General features: G+C 73.6%; 20 protein-coding genes and 2 tRNA genes. 10 read left to right on the plus strand and 12 right to left on the minus strand.

Annotation, left to right across the window (positions count from 1 at the left end; genetic code table 11):
* The first annotated feature begins 88 nt into the window (after positions 1-88).
* A complete protein-coding gene (locus ACFZB9_RS28640) occupies positions 89-508 on the plus strand; it encodes a DUF3151 domain-containing protein (RefSeq protein WP_391451879.1) in 420 nt (139 codons plus the stop codon).
* A 220-nt stretch (positions 509-728) separates the two neighbouring features.
* Here ACFZB9_RS28640 and ACFZB9_RS28645 read toward each other — a convergent pair whose 3' ends face one another.
* From ACFZB9_RS28645 to purS, 4 genes are all read right to left on the minus strand, one after another.
* Positions 729-1556 (minus strand): sterol carrier family protein, encoded by an 828-nt coding sequence (locus ACFZB9_RS28645; protein WP_391451881.1) that lies wholly within the window; start codon positions 1554-1556, stop codon positions 729-731.
* Positions 1557-1690: 134 nt separating this feature from the next.
* Positions 1691-3946, minus strand: coding sequence for a phosphoribosylformylglycinamidine synthase subunit PurL (gene purL, locus ACFZB9_RS28650; RefSeq protein WP_391451883.1), 2256 nt, complete (start codon positions 3944-3946; stop codon positions 1691-1693).
* 1 nt (position 3947) lies between these two features.
* Positions 3948-4646 carry a phosphoribosylformylglycinamidine synthase subunit PurQ gene (gene purQ, locus ACFZB9_RS28655; RefSeq protein WP_391451885.1) on the minus strand — a complete coding sequence of 233 codons (699 nt, stop codon included), beginning with the start codon at positions 4644-4646 and terminating at the stop codon, positions 3948-3950.
* Positions 4643-4894: a phosphoribosylformylglycinamidine synthase subunit PurS gene (gene purS / locus ACFZB9_RS28660; RefSeq protein ID WP_184936469.1), complete on the minus strand. Its 252-nt coding sequence runs from the start codon at positions 4892-4894 to the stop codon at positions 4643-4645. The genes purQ and purS overlap by 4 nt, the downstream gene beginning before the upstream one ends.
* Positions 4895-5385: 491 nt before the next feature.
* Between purS and ACFZB9_RS28665 the strand changes: the two genes are divergently transcribed.
* From ACFZB9_RS28665 to ACFZB9_RS28695, 7 genes are all read left to right on the plus strand, one after another.
* Entirely contained in the window at positions 5386-5703 is a 318-nt protein-coding gene (locus ACFZB9_RS28665; RefSeq protein ID WP_184936468.1) for an Lsr2 family protein, read from the plus strand.
* A gap of 160 nt (positions 5704-5863) precedes the next feature.
* Positions 5864-5936, plus strand: a tRNA-Gly gene (locus ACFZB9_RS28670).
* Positions 5937-5974: 38 nt separating this feature from the next.
* Positions 5975-6047: transfer RNA gene (locus tag ACFZB9_RS28675), tRNA-Gly, on the plus strand.
* A gap of 173 nt (positions 6048-6220) precedes the next feature.
* Positions 6221-7210 carry an ABC transporter ATP-binding protein gene (locus ACFZB9_RS28680; protein ID WP_391451887.1) on the plus strand — a complete coding sequence of 330 codons (990 nt, stop codon included), beginning with the start codon at positions 6221-6223 and terminating at the stop codon, positions 7208-7210.
* On the plus strand, positions 7207-8028 hold the full coding sequence (locus ACFZB9_RS28685; RefSeq protein ID WP_391451889.1) for an ABC transporter permease: 822 nt from the start codon (positions 7207-7209) through the stop codon (positions 8026-8028). The genes ACFZB9_RS28680 and ACFZB9_RS28685 overlap by 4 nt, the downstream gene beginning before the upstream one ends.
* Before the next feature lie 72 nt (positions 8029-8100).
* The gene (locus ACFZB9_RS28690) at positions 8101-9324 is read left to right on the plus strand and encodes a sensor histidine kinase (RefSeq protein ID WP_391451891.1); all 1224 of its coding nucleotides are present in this window, start codon (positions 8101-8103) and stop codon (positions 9322-9324) included.
* Complete coding sequence (locus tag ACFZB9_RS28695; RefSeq protein WP_391451893.1) at positions 9321-9935, plus strand: response regulator; 615 nt, start codon at positions 9321-9323, stop codon at positions 9933-9935. The genes ACFZB9_RS28690 and ACFZB9_RS28695 overlap by 4 nt, the downstream gene beginning before the upstream one ends.
* 33 nt (positions 9936-9968) lie before the next feature.
* Here ACFZB9_RS28695 and ACFZB9_RS28700 read toward each other — a convergent pair whose 3' ends face one another.
* The 4 genes from ACFZB9_RS28700 to purD all read right to left on the minus strand — a co-directional run bounded on the left by ACFZB9_RS28700 (position 9969) and on the right by purD (position 16185).
* Positions 9969-10868, minus strand: coding sequence for a phosphoribosylaminoimidazolesuccinocarboxamide synthase (locus tag ACFZB9_RS28700; RefSeq protein ID WP_391451895.1), 900 nt, complete (start codon positions 10866-10868; stop codon positions 9969-9971).
* 101 nt (positions 10869-10969) lie between these two features.
* Positions 10970-12571: a N,N-dimethylformamidase beta subunit family domain-containing protein gene (locus ACFZB9_RS28705; RefSeq protein WP_391451897.1), complete on the minus strand. Its 1602-nt coding sequence runs from the start codon at positions 12569-12571 to the stop codon at positions 10970-10972.
* A gap of 147 nt (positions 12572-12718) precedes the next feature.
* Entirely contained in the window at positions 12719-14332 is a 1614-nt protein-coding gene (locus tag ACFZB9_RS28710; RefSeq protein ID WP_391451899.1) for a hypothetical protein, read from the minus strand.
* 563 nt (positions 14333-14895) lie between these two features.
* Positions 14896-16185 (minus strand): phosphoribosylamine--glycine ligase, encoded by a 1290-nt coding sequence (gene purD, locus ACFZB9_RS28715; RefSeq protein ID WP_391451901.1) that lies wholly within the window; start codon positions 16183-16185, stop codon positions 14896-14898.
* 341 nt (positions 16186-16526) lie between these two features.
* Between purD and ACFZB9_RS28720 the strand changes: the two genes are divergently transcribed.
* The gene (locus ACFZB9_RS28720) at positions 16527-17321 is read left to right on the plus strand and encodes an SLATT domain-containing protein (RefSeq protein ID WP_391451903.1); all 795 of its coding nucleotides are present in this window, start codon (positions 16527-16529) and stop codon (positions 17319-17321) included.
* A gap of 77 nt (positions 17322-17398) precedes the next feature.
* On the opposite strand, the gene ACFZB9_RS28725 is transcribed toward ACFZB9_RS28720, so the two are convergent.
* From ACFZB9_RS28725 to ACFZB9_RS28735, 3 genes are all read right to left on the minus strand, one after another.
* The gene (locus ACFZB9_RS28725; RefSeq protein ID WP_391451905.1) at positions 17399-18046 is read right to left on the minus strand and encodes a hypothetical protein; all 648 of its coding nucleotides are present in this window, start codon (positions 18044-18046) and stop codon (positions 17399-17401) included.
* A gap of 106 nt (positions 18047-18152) precedes the next feature.
* Positions 18153-18953 carry a GntR family transcriptional regulator gene (locus ACFZB9_RS28730; RefSeq protein ID WP_391451907.1) on the minus strand — a complete coding sequence of 267 codons (801 nt, stop codon included), beginning with the start codon at positions 18951-18953 and terminating at the stop codon, positions 18153-18155.
* A gap of 157 nt (positions 18954-19110) precedes the next feature.
* A complete protein-coding gene (locus ACFZB9_RS28735) occupies positions 19111-19908 on the minus strand; it encodes a carbon-nitrogen family hydrolase (RefSeq protein ID WP_391451908.1) in 798 nt (265 codons plus the stop codon).
* A gap of 120 nt (positions 19909-20028) precedes the next feature.
* Here ACFZB9_RS28735 and ACFZB9_RS28740 point away from each other — a divergent pair, with 120 nt between their 5' ends.
* On the plus strand, positions 20029-20865 hold the full coding sequence (locus ACFZB9_RS28740; RefSeq protein ID WP_391451910.1) for a maleylpyruvate isomerase family mycothiol-dependent enzyme: 837 nt from the start codon (positions 20029-20031) through the stop codon (positions 20863-20865).
* Between the two features lie 50 nt (positions 20866-20915).
* Here ACFZB9_RS28740 and ACFZB9_RS28745 read toward each other — a convergent pair whose 3' ends face one another.
* Entirely contained in the window at positions 20916-22268 is a 1353-nt protein-coding gene (locus tag ACFZB9_RS28745; protein ID WP_391451912.1) for a nitrate/nitrite transporter, read from the minus strand.
* Positions 22269-22325: the final 57 nt, after the last annotated feature.

The raw sequence follows: 22325 nt of genomic DNA on the forward strand, positions 1-22325 counted from the left end.
CGCCTGACAGAACGAGCGCCCGTGGGCCCACCGCCCACGGGCGCTCCCGTTCGACAGGCCCTACGGGCCAGCTGGCAGACTGGGAACCATGACTGAACGGAAGAACTTGCTCTCGGGCCCGGGCCCGACGCTGCTGGCCGAGGAGCCCGAGCCGTACCGCCGGCTCGCCGAGGAGTCCGCGTCGCCCACCCAGCTCGCGGCGGACTACCCGTGGTTCTCCCTGGCCTGGGCGATGCTGGCCGACGACGCCTTCACCGAGGGCCGGGTCGTCGAGTCCTACGCCTACGCCCGCACCGGCTACCACCGCGGCCTGGACGCGCTGCGCCGGGCGGGCTGGAAGGGCCACGGTCCGGTCCCGTGGGAGCACCGGGCCAACCGCGGGTTCCTGCGCTGCCTGGCCGCGCTCGCCCGGGCCGCCGATTCCATCAAGGAGACCGAAGAAGCCACCCGCTGCTGGGAGTTCCTGCGGGACAGCAGCCCCGAGGCCTACACCGCACTGAAGCAGTAGCACCTCGCCACCCCTGCGGGCGGGGGGCCCCCCCCCCCCCCGCCCCCCGGCCCCCCCCCCCCCCCCGGGGGGGGGGCCCCGCCCCCCCCCCGGGGGGCGGCCCCCCGCCCGCAGCCGTATCAGGCCGTCAGCAGCCGCTCGATCAGCACCGTCAGGCACTCCTCCGCCGGCCGGGCCACAGCCGCCAACCAGGTCACCCCGGCCGCTCGGTGACGGTCGATCACCGCAGGACGGGCAGGAAGCCGCTCAGGTCGCTGCGCTCGCCACTGGCACTGATCTGGGCGGCCTCGACCGCTTCGGCCCACTCCTGGCGCCCGGTGGCCAGCCGCAGCCAGGTGAGCTGGTCCATCTCCACCACGTTCGGCGGCGTCCCCCGGGTGTGCCGCGGCCCGGGGACCGCCTGCACCACCGCCACCGGCGGCACCCGCAACTCGACGGCCCCGCCCGGCACTTGATCGGCCAGCGCATCGGCCAGCAGCCGGCAGACCGAGGCCAGCGCGAACCGGTCGTGCGGGAACGGCGCCCAGCCCAGCGCCGCTGCCAGGTCGTCGGCGTGCACCACCGTCTCCACCAGCCGGGTGACCAACAGGTCGGCCACCGTCATCGAGCCCAGCCGGATCTCCACCCGGCGCTTCTCGTCCAGGACTTCGGGACCGGCCAGGATCCCGAACAGGGCCCCGGCGGCCTCGTCGAAGGCGGCGGCCAGCTCCCGCGGCGCCCCGGCGAACCCGGCCACCGACTGCTCCCGGGCCTGGGCGTCCACCTGCTCGGCCTGCGTGCCCACCTGGGCCACCCAGCCGGTCAGCCCGAGCGGCGCCAGGCCCTGCTCGGGCGCCGCCGGCCGGCCCGGCAGCCAGGCCAGCTGGGCCGCGAGGTGCGCCAGCAGTTCCCGGACCCGCCAGTCACCGAGCCGGGTCGGCGCCTCCAGCAGGCGCTCGGCCCCGGGATCGTCGCAGAGCCGGTGCACCGCCGTCCGCAGTGCCTCGGTCTGCGCGCCGAGTGCGGCCCGCACCTTCGCCGGGTCGTAGCTGCGGGTCTTCCTGGTCACCGTCCTCGCCATACCGCCAAACCTACCGGCCGCCTCCGTCCCCTGGGCCCGGCAGAACGGCAACCGGCAAACAGCGAACGGCCCGCCCCGACCAGCGGGGCGAGCCGTTTCCAGCGCGGTCAGCCGCCGGGTGTTCAGCCGAGCAGCGCCTCGATCACACCGGTGTGCGCCTCGGTCAGCTCCGCCAGCGAGACGCTGAACTGCCCCTGGACCTCCAGCGCGTCACCGTCCACCACGCCGATCCGGGTGGCCGGCAGGCCCCGCGCACCGCACATGTCGGTGAACCGCAGCTCCTCGCTGCGCGGCACGGCGACCACCGCGCGGCCCGCCGACTCGGAGAACAGGAAGACGAACGGGTCGAGGTCACCCGGCACGATCACCCGGGCGCCCTGGCCGCCGCGCAGGCAGCTCTCCACCAGCGCCTGGGCCAGGCCGCCGTCCGAGAGGTCGTGCGCCGCGTCGATCATGCCGTCGCGCGAGGCGGCGATCAGGATCTCGCCGAGCAGCCGCTCGCGCTCCAGGTCCACCTTGGGCGGCAGGCCGCCGAGGTGGTTGTGGACCACCTGCGACCAGGCGGAGCCGCCCAGCTCGTCGGCGGTGTCGCCGAGCAGGTAGAGGTGCTGGCCCTCCTCGGCGAAGCCGATCGGGGTGCGGCGGGTGACGTCGTCGATCACGCCGAGCACCGCGACCACCGGGGTCGGGTGGATGGCGACCTCGCCGGTCTGGTTGTAGAGCGAGACGTTGCCGCCGGTCACCGGGGTGCCCAGGATCTGGCAGGCATCGGCCAGGCCGCGGGTGGCCTCGGCGAACTGCCACATCACGTCCGGGTCCTCGGGGGAGCCGAAGTTGAGGCAGTCGGAGACCGCGAGCGGCTTGGCGCCGCCGGCCGCCACGTTGCGGTAGGCCTCGGCCAGCGCCAGCTGGGCGCCGGCGTACGGGTCCAGCTTGGCGAACCGGCCGTTGCCGTCGGTCGCCACCGAGACGCCGAGGTTGGTCTCCTCGTCGATCCGGATCATGCCGGAGTCCTCGGGGGTGGCCAGCACGGTGTTGCCGATCACGAACCGGTCGTACTGGTCGGTGATCCAGCTCTTGGACGCCTGGTTGGGCGAGCCCGCGACGGCGACCAGCGCGGCCTTCAGCTCCTCGCCCGTGGCCGGGCGCTGGAGCCGCTCGGCGGTCGGCGCGTCGGCCTGCAGCGCGTCCTGCCAGGACGGGCGGGCGAACGGGCGCTGGTAGACCGGGCCGTCGTGCGCCACGGTGCGCGGCGGCACGTCCACCACCTGCTCGCCGTGCCAGAAGATCTCCAGCCGCTCGCCGTCGGTCACCTCACCGATCACAGTGGCGATGACGTCCCACTTCTCGCAGATCTCCAGGAAGCGCGTCACCTTGTCGGGCTCGACGATGGCGCACATGCGCTCCTGCGACTCGCTCATGAGGATCTCCTCCGGCGAGAGCGTGGCGTCGCGCAGCGGCACGGTGTCCAGCTCGATCCGCATGCCGCCGGAGCCGGCCGAGGCCAACTCCGAGGTGGCGCAGGAGAGTCCGGCGCCACCGAGGTCCTGGATGCCGAGCACCAGCTTCTCCCGGAACACCTCCAGGGTGCACTCGATGAGCAGCTTCTCCTGGAACGGGTCGCCGACCTGGACGGCCGGGCGCTTGGTGGGCTTGGAGTCGTCGAAGGTCTCCGAGGCCAGCACCGAGACGCCGCCGATGCCGTCGCCACCGGTGCGGGCCCCGTACAGGACGACCTTGTTGCCGGCGCCGCTGGCCTGGGCCAGGTGGATGTCCTCGTGCTTCATCACGCCCACGCAGAGCGCGTTGACCAGCGGGTTGCCCTGGTAGCAGGGGTCGAAGACGACCTCGCCACCGATGTTCGGCAGGCCCAGGCAGTTGCCGTAGCCACCGATGCCCGCGACGATCCCGGGCAGCACCCGGCGGGTGTCCGGGTGGTCGGCCGCACCGAATCGCAGCGGGTCCATCACGGCCACCGGGCGGGCGCCCATCGCCAGGATGTCGCGCACGATGCCGCCGATGCCGGTGGCCGCGCCCTGGTAGGGCTCGATGTAGGACGGGTGGTTGTGCGACTCCACCTTGAAGGTGACCGCGTAGCCCTGGCCGACGTCGACCACGCCCGCGTTCTCGCCGATGCCGACCAGCATCGCGTCGGACTGCGGGGCCTTCTCACCGAACTGCTTCAGGTGCACCTTGGAGCTCTTGTACGAGCAGTGCTCCGACCACATCACCGAGTACATCGCGAGCTCGGCGCCGGTGGGGCGGCGGTCCAGGATCTCCCGGATCCGCGCGTACTCGTCCTGCTTCAGGCCGAGTTCGGCCCAGGGCTGGGCGGCGTCCGGAGTCTGCTCGGCGTTCTTTACGGTGTCGAGAGTCATCTCAGGAACTCACCAACTGCTTGAGGACGGACGTGAAGAAGCCCAGACCGTCGGTCTTACCCGTGCCGATCAGCGGTTCGACGGCGTGCTCCGGGTGCGGCATCAGACCCACCACGTTGCCGGCCGCGTTGGTGATCCCGGCAATATCGTTGATCGAGCCGTTTGGGTTGGCCACCTCGTCCGGATGACCGGCGAGGTAACGGAATACCACCCGCCCCTCGGACTCCAGCTCGTCGATCGTGCGCGCGTCGGCGGTGTAGCGGCCGTCCATGTTCTTCAGCGGGACGGAAATCTCCTGGCCCGCCTGGTAATCCGTGGTCCAGGCCGTGCCCGCATTCTCCACCCGCAGCTTCTGGTCGCGGCAGATGAAGTGCAGGTGGTTGTTGCGCAGCATCGCGCCCGGCAGCAGGTGCGACTCGGTGAGCACCTGGAAGCCGTTGCAGATACCGAGGACCGGCATTCCGAGCTTGGCCTGCTCGATGATGCTCGCCATCACCGGCGAGAAGCGCGAGATCGCGCCGGCCCGCAGATAGTCGCCGTAGCTGAATCCACCGGGCAGGACCACCGCGTCGACCTGGTGGAGATCCTTGTCACGGTGCCACAGCGCCACCGGCTCGGCGCCGGCCAGCCGGATCGCGCGCTGCGCGTCGCGGTCGTCCAGCGAACCGGGGAACGTGACGACGCCGATCCGGGAGGTCACGAAGTCTCCTCGACGCGGACGGTGAAGTCCTCGATCACGGTGTTGGCCAGGAAGGTCTCGGCGGCTTCGCGGATCCGGGCGAGCGCGGCGTCGTCCACCGGACCCTCCAGTTCCAGCTCGAAACGCTTGCCCTGGCGGACATCGGCGATCCCGGCGAATCCGAGACGGGGCAGTGCGCGCTGCACCGCCTGTCCCTGGGGGTCGAGGATCTCCGGCTTGAGCATGACGTCGACTACGACGCGTGCCACTGGCACTCCCAAAGGTGTGGTGCGTGAAGGCGGGGGACCTTCAGACTACCGGGGTTCACAGGCCGTTCGACGGGCCGGCTGCACGTCCGGATAGGCGACGCGCGTAGACCCGCACCCCTTACGCCACAAGGCTTCCGGCCTTCCCGGGCGCCCGTTTCCTCCCCCTTTAAAGAACTTCCCAGGTTCGGCCAAGCCCGCTCTCGATGCCCGTCAAATACCGGCACACCGGACAGATCGGCCCTCGGATGAGCAGCGGTATCCGGGCCGAAGTAACGGTACGGAGGCGAAGCGAGGTGAATATCCGGAAAAAGAATGCAAGGCCCATCGATTTCCCCGGGTGCGGGGTGCAGAATAGGGCCACCGGCGGTGGCAGGAGCTGCGCGGGCGGTGCGACCTTCCCGGTCCACCCTTGTGCCCCTGGAGCGCCGGAGCACAGGGCTGCCGCGGCACACCGCGCCCGGTCGGCCGAATTGCCGAGAGGATTGACACCCATGGCTCAGCGTGTAGTCGTCACGCTCTCCGACGACCTGGACGGCGGGGCTGCCGCCGAAACCGTCCACTTCGGCGTCGACGGGAAGTCGTACGAGATCGACCTGTCCCTGGACAACGCGGAAAAGCTGCGGGAGGCACTTGCTCCCTTCGTCGCGGCCGGCCGCCGCCAGAGCCGCACCGGAAAGTCGTTCCGCCGCACCGCACTCGCCCCGGACCCGGCCGCCGTGCGCGCCTGGGCCCAGTCCCGGGGGATGGAGCTGCCGGCCCGCGGCCGCATCCCCAAGCACGTTTACGAAGCGTTCGCCGAGGCCAACTGAGCCTGACCGCCGCCCCGTCGGCGCCCTTCCGCCGCCCGCCCACCCGGGCTGCGGCGGAAGGGGTGCGTGACCAGTCCCGACGATGGGGTAGAGTATTTCTCGTCGCCGCAACCGGAGCCAACAAGGGCCGGGAGCAGCGGCCGGTGCCATCAAGCACCGTGCGGACGTGGCTCAGTTGGTAGAGCATCACCTTGCCAAGGTGAGGGTCGCGAGTTCGAATCTCGTCGTCCGCTCGCAGAACCAGTGGTACTGCAGTACAAGTGAAGATCGTGCGGACGTGGCTCAGTTGGTAGAGCATCACCTTGCCAAGGTGAGGGTCGCGAGTTCGAATCTCGTCGTCCGCTCAGTGGAAATGGACCTCCTTCGGGGGGTCCATTTCGCGTTTCCTGGCCATCTCCTGACAACACCCCGGGCTGCCCGGCGATGACATTTGTCACCGCCGACCCGTGGATTCGCACGCCGAAGCGGTGCACACCGGCACTGCCCGCGCCGCCGGGGCGACGGCATCGTTATGGCCATGACCAGCACTTCTCCCGCCATCGAGGCCAAGGGCCTGCGGCGGCGCTACGGCAGCACCCGGGCGGGCGGCTTCACGGCCGTGCGCGGGCTGGACCTCACGGTGCGGCGCGGCGAGCTGTTCGCCCTGCTCGGCACCAACGGGGCCGGCAAGACCTCCACCATGGAACTGATCGAGGGGCTCGCCAGGCCCACGGCCGGCACCGTCCGGGTACTGGGCCACGACCCCTACCGGGAGCGGGCCGCGCTGCGGCCGCGGATCGGGATCATGCTCCAGGAGGGCGGCTTCCCCGGCGATCTGACCGTGGCCGAGACGGTGGCCGGCTGGGCCGGGCTGGCCAGCGCCCCGCGCCCGGCGGCGCAGGCGCTGGACCTGGTGGGCCTGGGCGAGCGCGCCGCGGTCCGGGTCAAGCAGCTGTCCGGCGGCGAGAAGCGCCGGCTCGACCTCGCGGTGGCCCTGGTCGGGCGCCCCGAGGTGCTCTTCCTGGACGAGCCGAGCACCGGCCTGGACCCGCAGGCCAGGGCGGCCGTCTGGCAGCTGGTGCGCGAGCTGTGCGCCGAGGGCACCACGATCCTGCTGACCACGCACTACCTGGAGGAGGCCGAACAGCTGGCCGACCGCCTGGCGATCATGCACCAGGGCCGGGTGGTGACCAGCGGCACGGTCGCCGAGGTGATCGCCGACCGCCCGGGCCGGATCAGCTTCGAACTGCCCGAGCAGCCCGCCACCTCCCTGCTGCCGCTGCCCGGCGCCGAGGTCGGCTTCAGCGGCCGCAAGGTCAGCGTGCGCACCACCGAACTCCAGCGCACCCTCACCGAACTGCTCACCTGGGCCGCCGCGCAGGACGTCACGCTGCACGGGCTGGACGCCCGCAGCGCCACGCTGGAGGAGGCCTTCCTGGCCATCGCCGCCGACGCGGGCCCGCCGGAGCCGGCGGACGAACCCGCCGCCCCCGCCCGCCGCCGCGGCCTGATCGGAGCCAACCGATGACCCTCACCCCGTCGTTCACCATGCCGCGCCCCTCCGGTCGGCGGCTGCTCGCCCTGGCCCGCACCGAACTCCTGCTGCTGCGCCGCAACCGCACCGCGCTGCTGACGGCGGTGGTCATGCCGATCGCCTTGGTCGGCGGCCTGCAGTCGATGCTCAAGGCGCAACGCGAGCACCTGGCCGGGGTCAGCCTGACCGCCGCTCTGCTGCTCAACCTCACCGTGGTCTCACTCGTCTTCGGCGTCTACTACAACCTGACCGCCGCCTATGTCGCCCGCCGCGGCGAGCTGGTGCTCAAGCGGCTGCGCACCGGCGAACTGACCGACGCCGAGATCCTGGGCGGCACGGCGGTGCCCTCGGTGCTGCTGGCCGGACTGCAGATCGTGCTGATGGCGGTCGGCGTCGCCGCCCTGCTCGGCCTGCCGGCCCCGGTCAACCCGGTGCTCGTGCTGCTCGGCCTGCTGCTGGCGATCGGCGTGCTGGTCCCGCTGGCCGCGCTGACCAGCGCCGTCACCCGGACCGTGGAGACCAGCGGGTTCACCACCCTGCCGGTGGTGCTGATCACCATGGCGGGCTCCGGGCTGCTCGTGCCGTTCAGCGTCTTCCCCGGCTGGCTGGCCGACCTCGGCCGGCGGCTGCCCGCCACCCCGGCGCTGGAGCTGCTGCGGATCGGCTGGCTCGGCGGCGACGGCTCCGCCCCGGCCACCTCGTCGGCCGGCACCTGGCAGCCCGCGCTGCCCTACCTGCTGGGCGCGCTGGTCTGGATCGCGATCACCTGCTGGGCCGCCCACCGCTGGTTCCGCTGGGAGCCGCGCCGCTGAGCGGGCGGCGGGCCCAGGGCGGACACGAAGCATCTGGTAGGAAGGGCACCGGCACCGAGGAGGGGGGCGGACATGGGCATCAGGGCTTGGCGCGAGTACGGCAAACCGCAGCGGATCGAGGTCTACACCCGCTGGTCGTTGTACGTGATGACGGTCTTCGCACCGCTGTTGATGCTGCCGCTCGCCGCCGAGAACGTGGTCCGGCAGTCCTCCGTGCCCGCGGCCGTGCTGCTCGGCGTCCTGGTGCTGCTGAGCGCCGTGCTCTGCGTCCCGCTGACCCGGGCCGCGCTGGCCCACTACCTCCGCGGCGGCCCGCTGCCGCTGCGGCTGCTGCTGGCGCACGCGGCCGTGATCCAGGCCGCCATCTGGCTGCCGCTGCTCACCGGTGGGCACCGCGGCGGGCCGCCGACCGCCCTGCTGCTGACCGGCGAGGTGCTGCTCACCCTCTGGGTCGCCGCCCCGACGATGGTCCTGCCACCGCGGGTCCTGACGCCCTGGGCGCTGGCGATGCTGCTGCTGGCCCTGCCGCCGTTCTGGCTCGCCTGCCAGCACCCCGGCTTCGCGGTCGGCCAGCTGGTCGGCTCGGTCTTCGGGATGGCGGCCTGCGCGGTGAGCTGCCGCTGCTCGGCCTGGACGGTCAAGGTGGCCTGGGATCTGGACAGCGCCCGTGAGACCCAGGCCCGCCTCGCGGTGGCCGAGGAACGGCTGCGCTTCTCCCGGGACCTGCACGACGTGCTGGGCCGCAATCTGACCACCATGGCGCTCAAGGCCGAGCTGGCCGTGCAACTGGCCCGGCGCGGACGCCCGGAGGCGGCCGACCAGATGGTCGAGGTGCAGCGGATCGCCCAGGAGTCGCAGCGCGAGGTGCGCGAGGTGGTGCGCGGCTACCGGACCGCCGACCTGGCCGCCGAGGTGACCGGCGCCCGTTCGGTGCTGCGGGCCGCCGGCATCGAGTGCCGGGTCGACCTGGGGCCCGAGCCGGCCGCGCTGCCCGCGCTGGCCCAGTCGGTGCTCGGCTGGGTGGTCCGCGAGGCCGCCACCAACGTGCTGCGGCACAGCGAGGCCGAGCAGGTCACCGTCCGGCTGTGGCGGCACCAGGACCAGGCCGTCCTCGAACTGGAGAACGACGGGGTGCGCGCGCCTGCCGCACCCGAGGGCGGCAGCGGGCTGGCCGGCCTGCGGGAGCGGCTCTCGGCCCACGGCGGCACGCTGGTCTGCACCCGCTCGCCGGAGCGCTTCACGCTGCGCGCCACCCTGCCCCTGCCCCGCACCCCCGACCAGGAGTTGGCCGCATGACCGCACCCGTCCGCCTGCTGCTCGCCGACGACGAGCACCTGATCCGCGGCGCGCTGGCCGCGCTGCTCGCGCTGGAGGAGGACCTGACCGTGGTGGCCCAGGCGGCCTCCGGACCCGAGGCGCTCGCGATGGCCAGGGCGCACCGGCCCGAAGTGGCGGTGCTCGACCTGCAGATGCCGGGGCTCGACGGCATCGAGGTGGCCGCCGAACTGCGCCTGCTGCTGCCGGAGTGCCGCACCATGATCGTCACCGGGCACGGCCGCCCCGGCTACCTCAAGCGCGCGCTGGAGGTGGGTGTGCGCGGCTTCCTGCCCAAGACCGTCTCGGCCGCCGACCTGGCCGGGATCATCCGCACGGTGCGGGCCGGCGGCCGGTACGTGGACCCGGAGCTGGCGGCCGAGGCGATCAGCGCCGGCGACAGCCCGCTGACCCCGCGCGAGACGGACGTGCTGGAGCTGGCCGCCGACGGCACCCCGATCACCGAGATCGCCGCCCGGGCCGGGCTCTCGCCCGGCACGGTGCGCAACTACCTCTCCTCGGCGGCCGGCAAGCTGGGCGCCGAGAACCGCCATGCCGCGGTGCGGCTGGCCCGCGAACACGGCTGGATCTGACCGCCTGCGGGCGGCGCGGCTCCTGCCGGGGCCTCAGACCCAGGTGGTCTCGGTCAGCCGCTCGTAGGCCTCGACGTACCGGGCCCGGGTCCGCTCGGCGATCTCGGCGGGCAGCGCCGGCGGCGGCTGCTCGCCGGTGCGGTCCCAGCCGGAGGCCGGCGAGGCGAGCCAGTTGCGGATGATCTGCTTGTCGTAGCTCTGCTGCGCCCGGCCCGGCTGCCACTCGTCGGCCGGCCAGAACCGCGAGGAGTCCGGGGTCAGCACCTCGTCGCCGATCACCAGCTCGCCGCCGCGCAGGCCGAACTCGAACTTGGTGTCGGCCAGGATCAGGCCGCGCTTGCGGGCGATCTCGCTGGCCCGGGTGTAGACGGCCAGCGTGGTCTGGCGCAGCGTGGCGGCCCAGTCGGCGCCGATCCGGCGGGCGGTCTCCTCGTAGGGCACGTTCTCGTCGTGCTCGCCGACCTCGGCCTTGAGCGCGGGGGTGTAGATCGGCGCGGGCAGCTCGGAGCCGTCCTCCAGGCCCTCCGGCAGCGCGATCCCGCAGACCGTCCGGCTCTCCTGGTACTCCAGCAGGCCCGAACCGGTCAGGTAGCCGCGGGCCACGCACTCCACCGGGAACATCTCCAGGCTGTCGCAGACCATCGTGCGCCCGGCCCAGTCGGCGGGTGCGCCGTCGGGCAGCTCGGTGGAGATCACGTGGTTCGGCACCAGGTCGCTGATCTGCCCGAACCACCAGAGCGAGAGCTGGGTGAGGATCCGGCCCTTGTCGGGGATGTCGTTGGGCAGGACCCAGTCGAAGGCCGAGGTGCGGTCGCTGGCCACCATGACCAGCCGGCCGGCCTGATCGCGGTAGAGGTCGCGCACCTTGCCGGTGTGCAGGTGGACCAGGCCGGGTACCTGGACCGGCTCGGGCTTGGTGACAAATCCGCTCAAGGTCGTTCAGTCCTCAGGAGTGGGGGTCGCAGCTCGGACCGCTGAAGTCTTTCATGCGGCCTCCCCCGGCATGCGGCCCCACCGGCCGGCCGGCGCCCTGGTCAGCCGTCCTTGCAGACCCGGTCCAGCAGGTTGGCGGTGGCCCGCTGGATCCGTTCGTCGGTGTGGCCGGGCCGGTCCAGGGCGGGCGACCAGGCGAAGGTCCCGGCGGCGAAGACGTAGGCGCCGCTGGGTGCCCGGTAGAGCGAGGTCTCCTGGTAGCGGGCCCGGCCCAGCTCGTCCTGGTAGGGCGAGTGGGCGAGCAGGGTCCGCTCGGTGTGCGCGGGCAGCGCCACCTTGGGGAAGTACCGGTCCGCCTCGCCCGCCACCAGGTTGGCCACCTCGTCGCCGTCCCGCAGGCCGGTGCCCGCCCAGAGCCAGTGCCAGGTGTTGCCGGCCCGCAGCGGCACCGGCTGGGCCACCCGCCCCGCGTACTGCACGCCCAGCAGGTGCTGTTCGGGCTCCCCCGCGTCCCGCCACAGCGCGCTGGCCGCGCCGGGACCAGCGGCCGCCGCCTCGGGTTGCAGCCGCTGGCGCTTGCGGCAGTTGAGCAGCCGGCCCGGCTCGCCGGAGGCGCCCGCGGTCAGGTCGACCCGCCAGTACATCGTGTTGGCGGACAGGAAGACCAGCGAGGTGCCGCCGTCCCTGGCCCGCTCCACGGTGCGGCGCATCGACTCGGACCAGTACTCGTCGTGGCCGGGGAAGATCAGCGCCCGGTGCCGGGAGGGGTCGACCAGGCCCGCGTGCAGGTCGGAGGCGGTGGCGTAGGCCAGGTCGTAGCCGTACCGCTCGGCCCAGCGGATGAAGTCGTAGGCGTGCCCGACGTGCAGCGGCAGCCCGGCGCCGGCCTGCGGGCGGTCGAAGGAGACGGTGACCGCCGCCGCCTCCTCGCCCAGCAGCCGGCCCTTCTCGTCCCAGGCGTGGTAGAGGCTGGCGCCGGTGTGCCCGTCCTCCGGGAACAGGTTGTACGCCTGCCAGGTGATGTCCGGCAGCACCAGCAGCAGGTCCGCGGCCGGATCCCGGTCCACCGGGCCGCTGTCCACCGGGCCGTCACCGGACCGGCCGCAGGCCAGCGGATCGCGCACGGTGAACGGGATGTGGCTGCGGTGGCGCTGGTCGGCGGTGGTGAGCACCGCGACGTAGGCGCCGGGGCGCCAGTGCGCGGGGATCTGCTGGCGCCAGGAGTGCCACCAGTGGTGGCAGCTGACGGTCCGTCCGACCACCAGCGGCGCGGGCTGCTGGAGCCCCGCGATCAGCGGGCTCGCGGTCATGTGCTGGGCGCCGGCCCCCGCGTAGTGGCCGATCCGGTAGACCTCGACGATGAACTCGCGCGGCGGGTGCACGGTGACCCGCAGGTCCACCGAGCCGCCCGGGTAGACCGCGCCGGCCGAGGCGAAGCCCTTGATCTGCTGCACCACGTCGTCGGAGTTGCGCGGGATGCCGACCATCGCCCGGCCCGGCGGGCGGGAGCCGCCCTGGGCCGCGGGCACCGGCTGCTGGCCCGGGGCGTCGGTGCTCACGTACCAGGGGATGGCCCCCTCGGTGCCCGCCAGGTACTGGTCAGGGCTGCGCAGCCAGGGCAACGGCCCTTGCCCGAAGGGATCCGAGACGCCGTGCGCGAGCGTCCCGGACTCCCATCTGCGACCTGACGACTCCTTGTCCACGTCGCCCCTCCCACGATGCGCGGCTCCGTGGCATGTGCCGCGGAAATGTGCGTGTGGTCCAGCAGACCACAGAGTGCTGGCGGTGCGTCACCCCAAGTCAGCAACTCATCCGCAACGACCCCCGTTCGGAGGGTTGTTGACTGTCCATCAACCCAGGCGGACGGGCTTTTCCAGGCGCACCCCGGCCGCCTGCAGCCAGGTGCGCAGCGGGGCCGTGCGCCCCTGCTCGACCGCCTCGACCACCGGGTCGGCCAGGTCGCCGCGGCGCACCCCGCCGAGCAGCAGCACCGGACCGTCCAGCCAGTCCAGGCCGGGGTGCGCTCCGGCGCTGTCCACCGCGGCGCAGCAGACCATCGCCGTCACGCAGTCGGCCAGCAGCTCCCGGCCGCCGCGCTCGCCGGTCCCGGACAGCAGCGCCCCCGCCCCCACCCCCACCGGGGAACCGGCCGCAGAACCAGCCGGGGAACCGGCCGACGGGCCGCCCTGGGCCGCCAGCGCCCGGGCCAGTTCGTCCCCGCCGCCGTCCGCCAGCCGCTCCAGCAGCCGGTCCAGCGTCGGTGCCCCGGCCCGCCCCACCGCCCGGCCCGGCACCGGCCCGGTGCCGGGCGGGGCGGTGGTGTCCAGCGCCTCCTGCAGGGCCATCGCCCGCAGCCGCCAGCCCCGGTCCACCACCTGCTCGGGGTAGTCGTCCCAGGACAGCTCGGCCTGGCCGCCGGGGACCGGGCCGTGGAACAGCTCGGCGGCCAGCTGTGAGACCGCCGTGTCCATGTCGCCCGGCTCCTCCAGCAGGTCGCAGGCGGGCCGGTCGCCGAGCCGGCTCTCGTAGCCCTCGGCCAGCCGGTCACGGCGCGACAGCTCGGTCAGCGCGGCGACCACGCCGGCGTTCAGCTGGGCCGGGCAGCGGCCCAGCCGCCAGGCCGGCAGCGCCACCCGGGTGAGCAGCCGGTCCCAGCCCGCGTAGGCCAGGCCCACCTGGCCCTGCGCGGCGATCCGCAGCCCGTAGTCGACCGCCTTGGCCCGCTCGGAGGCCGCGGCGGCGGCCGCCCGCTCCAGTTCGGCGACGTGCTCGCGGCAGGCCTTGAGCAGCAGGCGGGTGATCCGGTCGAGCAGCCGGGCCTGCGGGGTGCGCCGGCCCTGGCCGAGTGCGGCGTCCAGGCCGCGCACGAACCTGCGGGCGGCGGCGATCTCGGGGTCGGCGGCGGCCGCCGTGCCGGCCACCACGGGGGCCAGCAGGGCGCGCAGCTCGTCGGCCCGCATCCACCACAGGAACGGCGAGCCGATCACCAGCACCTGCGCCGCCGGCGGGTGCGAGGGGCGGACCAGGGTGCGCAGCGTGCGGACGAACGAGAGCGCAGGGGCCGGCGGGTCCTCCAGCCAGCTGTCGCAGTCCGGGGTCAGCGCGATCGCGGCGGGCGCCGGCACACCGAGCCGGTCGGCCAGCTCCTGGATCGTGCGGTGCAGCTCGGGCGCCTGCTGGGGTGGGACGGCCACGGCCGGGGTGCTCGGCGGCACCGCACTGGCGTGCCGGTGGACGGCGGCCAGCGCCAGCGCCGCGACCAGCACGGCCAGCGCGCCGACCACCCAGCGCACCACGTCCCAGCCGGTGGCGTCGGGCGCGCCCGGGGCGCCGATCCGGCCGGTCAGCCGACCGGCCAGCAGAACCACCTCGATGGCGGCCGGCAGCACGGCCGCGGCCCGGGCCAGCGCGCGGATCCGCAGCACGGCGTTCGCTCGTGCGCGTGCGGCGTCGAGAACGGCCATCCGGTGCTGCACCCCCTTCGGAGTCGGACGATCGGGACCGGTCGGGTCCCGCTGCTCTGTCCCGCGTGTTCGTGCCGCCCAGCCGAGTTGCGTCCCGCCGAGCGCTCCGCCGAGCCGTGGCCGGCCGTCGGCGCACCCCGCGGATCGGTTCAGGTGGTTCACGCCCCGAGGACGCACCGCGGGGCCCGGTCCCGCTGCCAGTTCTGACGCACACGACCCGGCGGGCGTTCCGGTTCGCCCCGGTTTCCACTCGTCCCGGTGACGGCGGCCCGGTCCTTGCAGCTTCCCCCCGCACAGGCCGGCGCACCCGGTGACAGGCACCGACGCACCCCCGGCGGCACCGCGGTCCAGCGCACCATACGGCCCTCGGCGACCGTACGTCAGCCCGATGACGCGTCATTCACTCGAAGGGCTGGAATCGCCCCACCGTTCGCAACCGTTGACGCCCTGGCGTTCGCCCGGGCGAACGCCAGGGGCGCTGCGCCCGGTGGGATGACCGGGCGCAGCGCCCCTGGCAGGACTGCGCAGTCGCAACGGCCGCCGGTGACGGCGGCGGGGTCGGCTCAGGAAGCGGAAGCCTCCTGAGCCGCCCGCAGCGCGATGTCGGTGCGGTGCTGCGAGCCCTCCAGCCGGATCTCGGCCACGCCCGCGTAGGCCCGCTCCCTGGCCTGGGTGAGGTCGGCACCGGTCGCGGTGACCGAGAGCACCCGGCCGCCGGCGCTGAGCACCAGCCCGTCCTGCGTCCGGGTACCGGCGTGCAGCACGTGGACCGTGCCGTCCGCGCTCTCGGCCTTCTCCAGGCCCTCGATCACGTCGCCCGAGCGGGGCGCGGCCGGGTAGCCCTGGGCCGCGATCACCACGGTCACCGCGGCGCCCTCGTCCCAGCGCAGCGGCTCCTGGGCGGCCAGCGTGCCGTTGGCGGCGGCGAGCAGCACGCCGGCCAGCGGGGTGCGCAGCCTGGCCAGCACCACCTGGGTCTCCGGGTCGCCGAAGCGCGCGTTGAACTCGATCACCCGGGTGCCGCGCGAGGTGAGCGCCAGGCCCGCGTAGAGCAGCCCGGAGAACGGGGTGCCGCGGCGGCGCAGCTCGTCCACGGTCGGCTGCAGCACCGTGTCGAGCACCTCCTCGACCAGGCCCTCGGGGGCCCAGGGCAGCGGCGAGTAGGCGCCCATGCCGCCGGTGTTCGGGCCGGCGTCGCCGTCCAGCGCCCGCTTGAAGTCCTGGGCGGGCTGCAGCGGCAGCACGGTGGTGCCGTCGGTGATCGCGAAGAGCGAGACCTCGGGGCCGTCCAGGTACTCCTCGATCACCACGCTGCCGCCGCCCGGGCGCTCCGCGGTGACCGTCATGCAGGCCGCGGCGTGGGCCAGCGCGGCGGTGCGGTCGGCGGTGACCACCACGCCCTTGCCGGCCGCCAGGCCGTCGTCCTTGACCACGTACGGGGCACCGAAGGCGTCCAGCGCCTCGGCGGCCTCCTCGGTGGTGGTGCACAGGTAGGAGCGCGCGGTGGGCACACCGGCGCCGGCCATCACATCCTTGGCGAAGGCCTTGGAGCCTTCGAGCTGGGCGGCCGCGGCGGAGGGGCCGAAGACCGGGATGCCGGCCGCGCGCAGCGGCTCGGCGACGCCGGCCACCAGCGGGGCCTCCGGGCCGACCACCACGAGGTCGGCGGCCAGCTCGCGGGCCAGCGCCGTGACTTCGGCACCGTCCAGCTGGTCGACCGGGTGGACCGTCGCCACCTGCGCGATCCCGGCGTTACCCGGGGCGCAGTGCAGCTCGGTGACGGCGGGATCTTGGGACAGAGAGCGGCACAGGGCGTGTTCGCGGGCGCCGCCGCCGATGACGAGGACCTTCACGCTTGGCAAGGGTAGCCGGTGACCGGTTCGCCCCCTCTCCTGGGTTGTCGCAAGCTCCAGTGATCATGCGCGCAGCGGCGCCCGCACATGTGGCTTCAGCCGAGCGGTGGACCAGGTCAGGTTCGCGGCACGCGCCGCACTCGCTCGGAAGAGTGAAATCGTGCCGACTTCCGCAACCCCGTCACCACGGGTTCCTGACGTCATTTCGGGTAACGATCACGGGGGAGGGGCCGCATGGTCAGCCATTTGGCGGTAAGAAGTGCTGTTGGATACCCAGCAGTGCCATGGCACGCCGCAGTCAGGTCTGTCAGAGCAGTCGGCCCGTCAAGGGAGCCCTACAGGTGAGCCAGCCCGAAATGCAGCCCGAGGAGAGTCCCTGGGGCAAGGACGTCGGCGAGGAGGACCAGCCCGGCGCGGCGGCCGGTGCCGGCCGGGACCGTGCCGCCACCCGCCGCCGCGCCGATCTGAGTGCCCGCCAGTTCCCGCTCGGGGACTGGGGTGAGCCGGCCGAGCGGCTGGAGGAGCTCTACCGCTGGTCCGAGGAGCGCGCGGTCGAGGCGATCGACTGGTACCGCCGCGACCGGCTCTGGAAGCGCCGCTGGGCCCGGCTGCTGCGGTTCGGTGCGGCCGCGCTCGGGATCGCGGGGGTGACCCTGCCGCTGGTGCAGCTGACCGGGCGCTTCGCGCACGCCAGTGCCTGGGGGTACGTCTGCCTCGCGCTGGCCGGCGGCTGCCTGGCCGCCGACCGGGCCTTCGGGCTCAGCTCCGGCTGGATGCGCGACGTCTCCACCGCGCAGGCGCTGCAGCGGCGGCTGGAGGCGTTCCAGTTCGACTGGGCCTCGGAGTGCGTGCGCGAGGTGCTCGGCCCCACCGAGGGCACCGCGGGCGAAGCGGCCGAGCGCTGCCTGGGCGTGCTGCGGCGGTTCTGCGAGGACCTCTCGGAGCTGGTCCGCGGCGAGACCTCGGAGTGGATGCTGGAGTTCCGGGCCCGGATGACCCAGCTGCCCACCCAGGCGCCCGGCAGCTGGGGCAGCCGGACCGAGGGCGGCACGCCGGCACCCGTGCGGGTGCTGCCGCCGCCCGGGACCAGGCCCACGATGCCGCGCCAGCGGCCGCCGGAGGGCCCGCTGCGGTAGGGCCCGTCCTCACGCTCACCGGGACGGGCGGGCAGGGCAGGGCAGCGGCAGGCACCGGCGGGGGCCGGTGCACCGGCTCAGGCGAAGACCACCATCGAGCCCTGGGTCAGGCTGCGGGTCGCCGCCGCGTACAGCCCCGCCCAGGCGTGCCGCTCCCGCGCGTAGGGGTGCACGTCGTCCAGCGGCGGGGCGAACGGCTGCTCCAGCCCGGTGGGCCCCAGCGGCCGGGTGGGACCCGGCGGGTTCATCGGGTCGATGCCGAGCGCGGGGGCGATCGCCTGCAGCTCGCGCAGCAGCCCGTAGGAGGAGCCCAGCGGCCCGCCGGAGGCCAGCAGCTCCTGGTCCACCAGCGGGACCTCGAACTCGATCGGGACGTACGCGCCGGCGTGGTCGAAGTGCCAGACCAGGTGGGACTGCTCGGCCGTCGCCTCGAACATCTCCAGCAGCTGCTCGTAGTCGCCGCCCAGCGCGTCCACCGGGGTGAGCTGGAAGCCGGTGCGCTGCAGCAGGTAGGCGCGGCGCAGGAAGTGCAACGAGTCGTAGTCGAAGGCCGCTATCGGCTCGACTCCGCCGGTGACCCCGGGGGCGAACGCGTAGACCGGCACCTCGGGCAGGCCGCGGGCGGTCAGCGCCGCGTTGTAGACCGCGAGGTCGTCGCGGAACGGGTTCTCGGGGTTGTGGCTCAGTACGTCCACGAGCGGTACGAGCCAGAGGTCACAGGCCACGGCCGCTCTTCCTCTCACTGGCTTCGGGTCACGGGCGTTCGGGTCGTCGGGCGCCGGTTCCCGGAAAAGGCCCACAGCGCGCCGGTCGAACTCCTCGACGCCCGAACTACCCTACCGGGCCCGCGCCGAGCACGGAGCCGGGAGCCGGGAACACCGGTCCGGCCGCCCCGGCCGCTCCGACCGGCTCGGCGGTGAGCAGCGACAGCACCGAGGTGCTCGTCGGCGACTCCCCCGCCAGCTCGGCCAGCAGCCGGACGGTGAACAGGTTGTAGTCGTTGATCATCCGATGGGTGCCGGGCAGGTCCCGGGCCGCGATCAGCTCGACCAGGTCGCCGTGCTTGTCCCAGCAGACCCCGGCCAGCTCGGTGCGGGCCCGCAGGAACCGGGCGGCGAACATCCAGGACTGCACCCGCAGCCAGTCCAGGTAGTCGGCCAGCCGCCGGTTCTCCAGGAACCCGGACATCTCCTGCCAGAACCGCCGGTCGCAGCCGACCATGACGTCCAACTGCCCGGCCCGGGCCGCCCGCGCGGCCGCCTCCGCCCGGCGGCGCAGCGAACTCAGCCGCGACCAGTCGTAGCCGCTGTCCCCCACGTTCAGCCGGCGCAGGGCGCTCTCGGTGAGCATCACCCTGGCCTCGAAGATCTCCAGGAAGTCGGTCCAGGTGAGTTCGGGCACGGTGAACCCGCGGTGGTGCTCGGCCCGCAACAGCCCCTGCGCCGCCAGGTCGACCAGCGCCTCCCGGGCCGGGGTGGCGGAGACGCCGTAGAGCTCGGCGATCTCCTTGACGGTGAAGTTGCTGCCCGCCGCCAGCCGGCCCGCCATCAGCTCCTCGCGCAGGGCTCCGGAGATCTGCTCGCGCAGGCTGTTGCGCTGGATCGGGAGACGTCCCAGACCGCTGACGACCATGAGCACACCTCCTTCGATCCGTGGCCGGTGCCCACGGCGGGCCCGCTACCGGGGGTCATCCTCTCAAAAGCCGCGCAACGGCCACACCGCTGCTCCCCGGCCCCGTCCGCACCGGCGCGCCGGCGCGCACCCGGCCCGCTCAGCGCACCCGGCCCGCTCAGCGCTGCACCGGCGCCGGAATCCCCAGCAGCCGGTCGCGCAGCACCGGGAAGTCGGCGCGGGCCTGGGCCACCTCCGCCGGGTCGAACTCGACGGTCAGCACCTCCTCGCCCATCCCCGCCTCGGCCAGCACCTTGCCCCACGGGTCCACCACCAGGCTGTGCCCGGCCTGCTCGACCCCGCCGTGGGTGCCGGCGGTGTTGCAGGCCAGCACAAACGCCTGCTCCTCCACCGCCCGGGCCCGGGCCAGCAGGGTCCAGTGCTCGCGCCGCCGCTCGGGCCAGGCGGCCGGGACCACCAGCAGTTGCGCGCCGGCGTCCAGCAGGGCCCGGAACAGCTCGGGGAAACGCAGGTCGTAGCAGGTGGCCAGGCCCAGCGTGCCGAAGTCGGTGGCGGCCGTGACGATCTCCTGCCCGGCCCCCATCGTGACCGCCTCGCCGCTGTCGAAGCCGAAGCGGTGGATCTTGCGATAGGTGTGCACCAGATCGCCACCGGGTGAGAAGAGCAGCGAGGTGTTGTAGACCGGCCCGTCCGGATCGCGCTCGACGATCGAGCCGGCGTGCAGCCAGGCCCCGGTGGCCTTCGCCGCCGCTGACATCACCTCAGCCGTCGGGCCGTCCAGCGGCTCCGCCCCGTCTGACCAGGCGTCATAGGCGAATCCGCCGAGCGGCCAGAGCTCCGGCAGGACCACCAGGTCGGCGCCCTGCTGCGCCCGTACCAGCGCCGCGGCACGGGCCCGCCGCTCGGCCGCCGGTTCGGCGTCGGACACGGAGAGTTGGATCAATGAGGCGCGCACACTACCACCGTCCACGACAAGAGACCTACGATCGTCACCCGAAAGCGCTGCCTGCTCTCTCCCGGCAGCGTAACGTGCGGTTAGCGCGTAAAGCCGACGGATGGCCGGAGAAGAACAGCTGTGACCGACAATCAGGCCGTAGAGTCCCTCACGGATGCCTGGACCCAGACCATCGGGTCCATAGCGGAGCTCCTGGCCGCCCTGCCCGGCGACTCCTGGAACCGGCCCACCGACTGCCCCGGCTGGTCGGTGCGCGACGTGGTCTCGCACGTGATCGCCGTCGAGTCCGAGCTGCTCGGCGACCCGCGGCCGATCCATTCGCTCCCCAGCGACCTGCGGCACATCAAGGACGAGGTCTCCCGCTACCTCGAACTCCCGGTGGACAAGCGCCGCTGCCACACCGCGCCCGAGATGACCTCGGAGCTGGAGTACGTGATCATCCGCCGCGCGCGGGCACTGCGGAACGCCACCACCGCCGCCGAGGACGTGGTGCGCTTCCCGGCCGGACCGTACTCCTTCGAGCTGCCCTACCAACGGCTGCTCCAGATGCGGGCGCTCGACGTCTGGGTGCACGAGCAGGACCTGCGCCGCGCCCTGCGGCTGCCCGGCAACCTGGACTCGGCGGCCGCCCAGGTCACCCGGGACCTGCTGCTCCAGGGCCTGCCGAAGCTCATCGCCAAGCAGGCCGGTGCCCCCGCCGGCTCCGTGATCGTCTTCGACGTCACCCGCCCGCTGGAGTTCCTGCGCACCGTGCGGGTGGACGAGAGCGGCCGCGGCGCGATCGACGGCCAGATCAGCCTGGGCCCCGACGTCCAGTTCACCCTCGGCTGGGAGACCTTCCTGCGGCTGGCCTGCGGCCGGGTGCGCCCCGAGGCCCTGCCGGCCGGCGCGCTGCGCATCGACGGGGACGACGAGCTGGCAGCCCGGATCCTGGAGCACTTCGCCCAGACGCACTGACCGGGCGGCCCACCGCTCGCTCGGCGCCGCCGGACCCCGGCGGCGCCGGGTCAGCCCTCCGCGCCGCGCCCCTCGGCCTTCGCCCGCAGCCGCAGGATCATCACCGTGCCGAGCACCAGCGGCACGTACAGCCAGCAGAACGCCCCCCGGTACGCCTGGGCCGAGTAGCCGCCGGCCCCGGCCGGCGAGAGCAGGTCCAGCAGCACCCCGATCCCGAGCAGGCTGATCATGGTGGCGATGAAGCCCCCCATGTTCACGATGCCCGAAGCGGTGCCGAGGCGATGCGCCGGGTTGTGCGCGCGGGCGTAGTCCAGGCCGACCAGCGAGGCGGAGCCGTTGCTGCCCATCACCAGGAGCAGCAGCACCAGCAGCCAGAGCGGCGGGTGGCCGCCGGGCCAGGCCAGCACCAGGGCCCAGCAGGTGCCGGTGGCGGCGAGCACGGTGAAGACCAGCGGCATCCGCAGCGCGGGGCCGCGGGAGAGCAGCCGGCCGAAGAGCAGGCCGAAGAACATGTTCGACAGGACCAGCACGGTGAGCAGCCCGCCGGCCTCGCCCCGGCTCATCCCCTGGCCCTCGACCAGGTAGGGCATCCCCCAGAGCAGCGCGAAGACGTTGGAGGGGAACTGGGTGGTGAAGTGCACCCACAGGCCCAGCCGGGTGCCGGGCTGCCGCCAGGAGTCGCGGATCTGCTCGCGGATCGGCGCCCGCCGCACGGGCGCGGCCTGCGCGGCCGCGACCGCGGCACCCGGCGGAGCCTCCCGCAGCAGCAGCGCCACCAGCGCGAACACCACCGTGCCGAGCAGGGCGACCGCGCTGAAGCTGGCGGTCCAGCCCTCGGTGTGCAGGGTCTGCGAGAGCACCACCGTGGTGATCAGGTTGCCGCCCATCCCGGCCAGCCCGGTGAGCTGGACGACCAGCGGGTTCTTCGCCGCCGGGAACCAGCGGGCGGCGACCCGCAGCACGCTGATGAAGGTCATCGCGTCCCCGCAGCCGATCACCGCCCGGGAGACGAGGGCGGGCCCGAACGCGCCGCTGAGCGCGAAGGCCAGCTGGCCGGCGCTGAGCAGCACCGTGCCCAGCAGCAGCACCCGGCGCGGCCCGACGCGGTCGATCAGCAGGCCGACCGGGACCTGCATCGCGGCGTAGACCAGCACCTGCAGGATGGAGAAGGTGGCGAGGGTGGAGGCGTCCACCCCGAACCGGTGCGCGGCCTCCAGGCCGGCGACCCCGAGGCTGGTGCGGTGGATCACCGCGAGCACGTAACAGCTGACACCGATGCCCCAGGCGAACCAGGCGGCCCGCCCGCCCGGCGGCTGGAGGTCCGGTGCGGCGGGCGGCTGGTCGCCGCGCAGTCGGGGACCAGGGACGGCGGAAGGGCGGGTGACGGCTGGGTCCACGGTCATAGTGGACTTTAGATTAGTCATCCCATCATTGGATGGCGCCGCCCTTGGCGGTGATCC

It is taken from the genome of Kitasatospora sp. NPDC008050 (genome assembly GCF_042957465.1).
Classification (GTDB): Bacteria; Actinomycetota; Actinomycetes; order Streptomycetales; family Streptomycetaceae; genus Kitasatospora.

Bases quoted from the DNA above. Each gene is read 5' to 3' on its own strand.
- ACFZB9_RS28640 (WP_391451879.1), top strand. From the start codon at position 89: ATGACTGAACGGAAGAACTTGCTCTCGGGCCCGGGCCCGACGCTGCTG.
- purL (WP_391451883.1), bottom strand. From the start codon at position 3,946: ATGACTCTCGACACCGTAAAGAACGCCGAGCAGACTCCGGACGCCGCC.
- ACFZB9_RS28665 (WP_184936468.1), top strand. From the start codon at position 5,386: ATGGCTCAGCGTGTAGTCGTCACGCTCTCCGACGACCTGGACGGCGGG.
- ACFZB9_RS28680 (WP_391451887.1), top strand. From the start codon at position 6,221: ATGACCAGCACTTCTCCCGCCATCGAGGCCAAGGGCCTGCGGCGGCGC.
- ACFZB9_RS28685 (WP_391451889.1), top strand. From the start codon at position 7,207: ATGACCCTCACCCCGTCGTTCACCATGCCGCGCCCCTCCGGTCGGCGG.
- ACFZB9_RS28690 (WP_391451891.1), top strand. From the start codon at position 8,101: ATGGGCATCAGGGCTTGGCGCGAGTACGGCAAACCGCAGCGGATCGAG.
- ACFZB9_RS28695 (WP_391451893.1), top strand. From the start codon at position 9,321: ATGACCGCACCCGTCCGCCTGCTGCTCGCCGACGACGAGCACCTGATC.
- ACFZB9_RS28710 (WP_391451899.1), bottom strand. From the start codon at position 14,332: ATGGCCGTTCTCGACGCCGCACGCGCACGAGCGAACGCCGTGCTGCGG.
- ACFZB9_RS28730 (WP_391451907.1), bottom strand. From the start codon at position 18,953: ATGGTCGTCAGCGGTCTGGGACGTCTCCCGATCCAGCGCAACAGCCTG.
- ACFZB9_RS28745 (WP_391451912.1), bottom strand. From the start codon at position 22,268: ATGACCGTGGACCCAGCCGTCACCCGCCCTTCCGCCGTCCCTGGTCCC.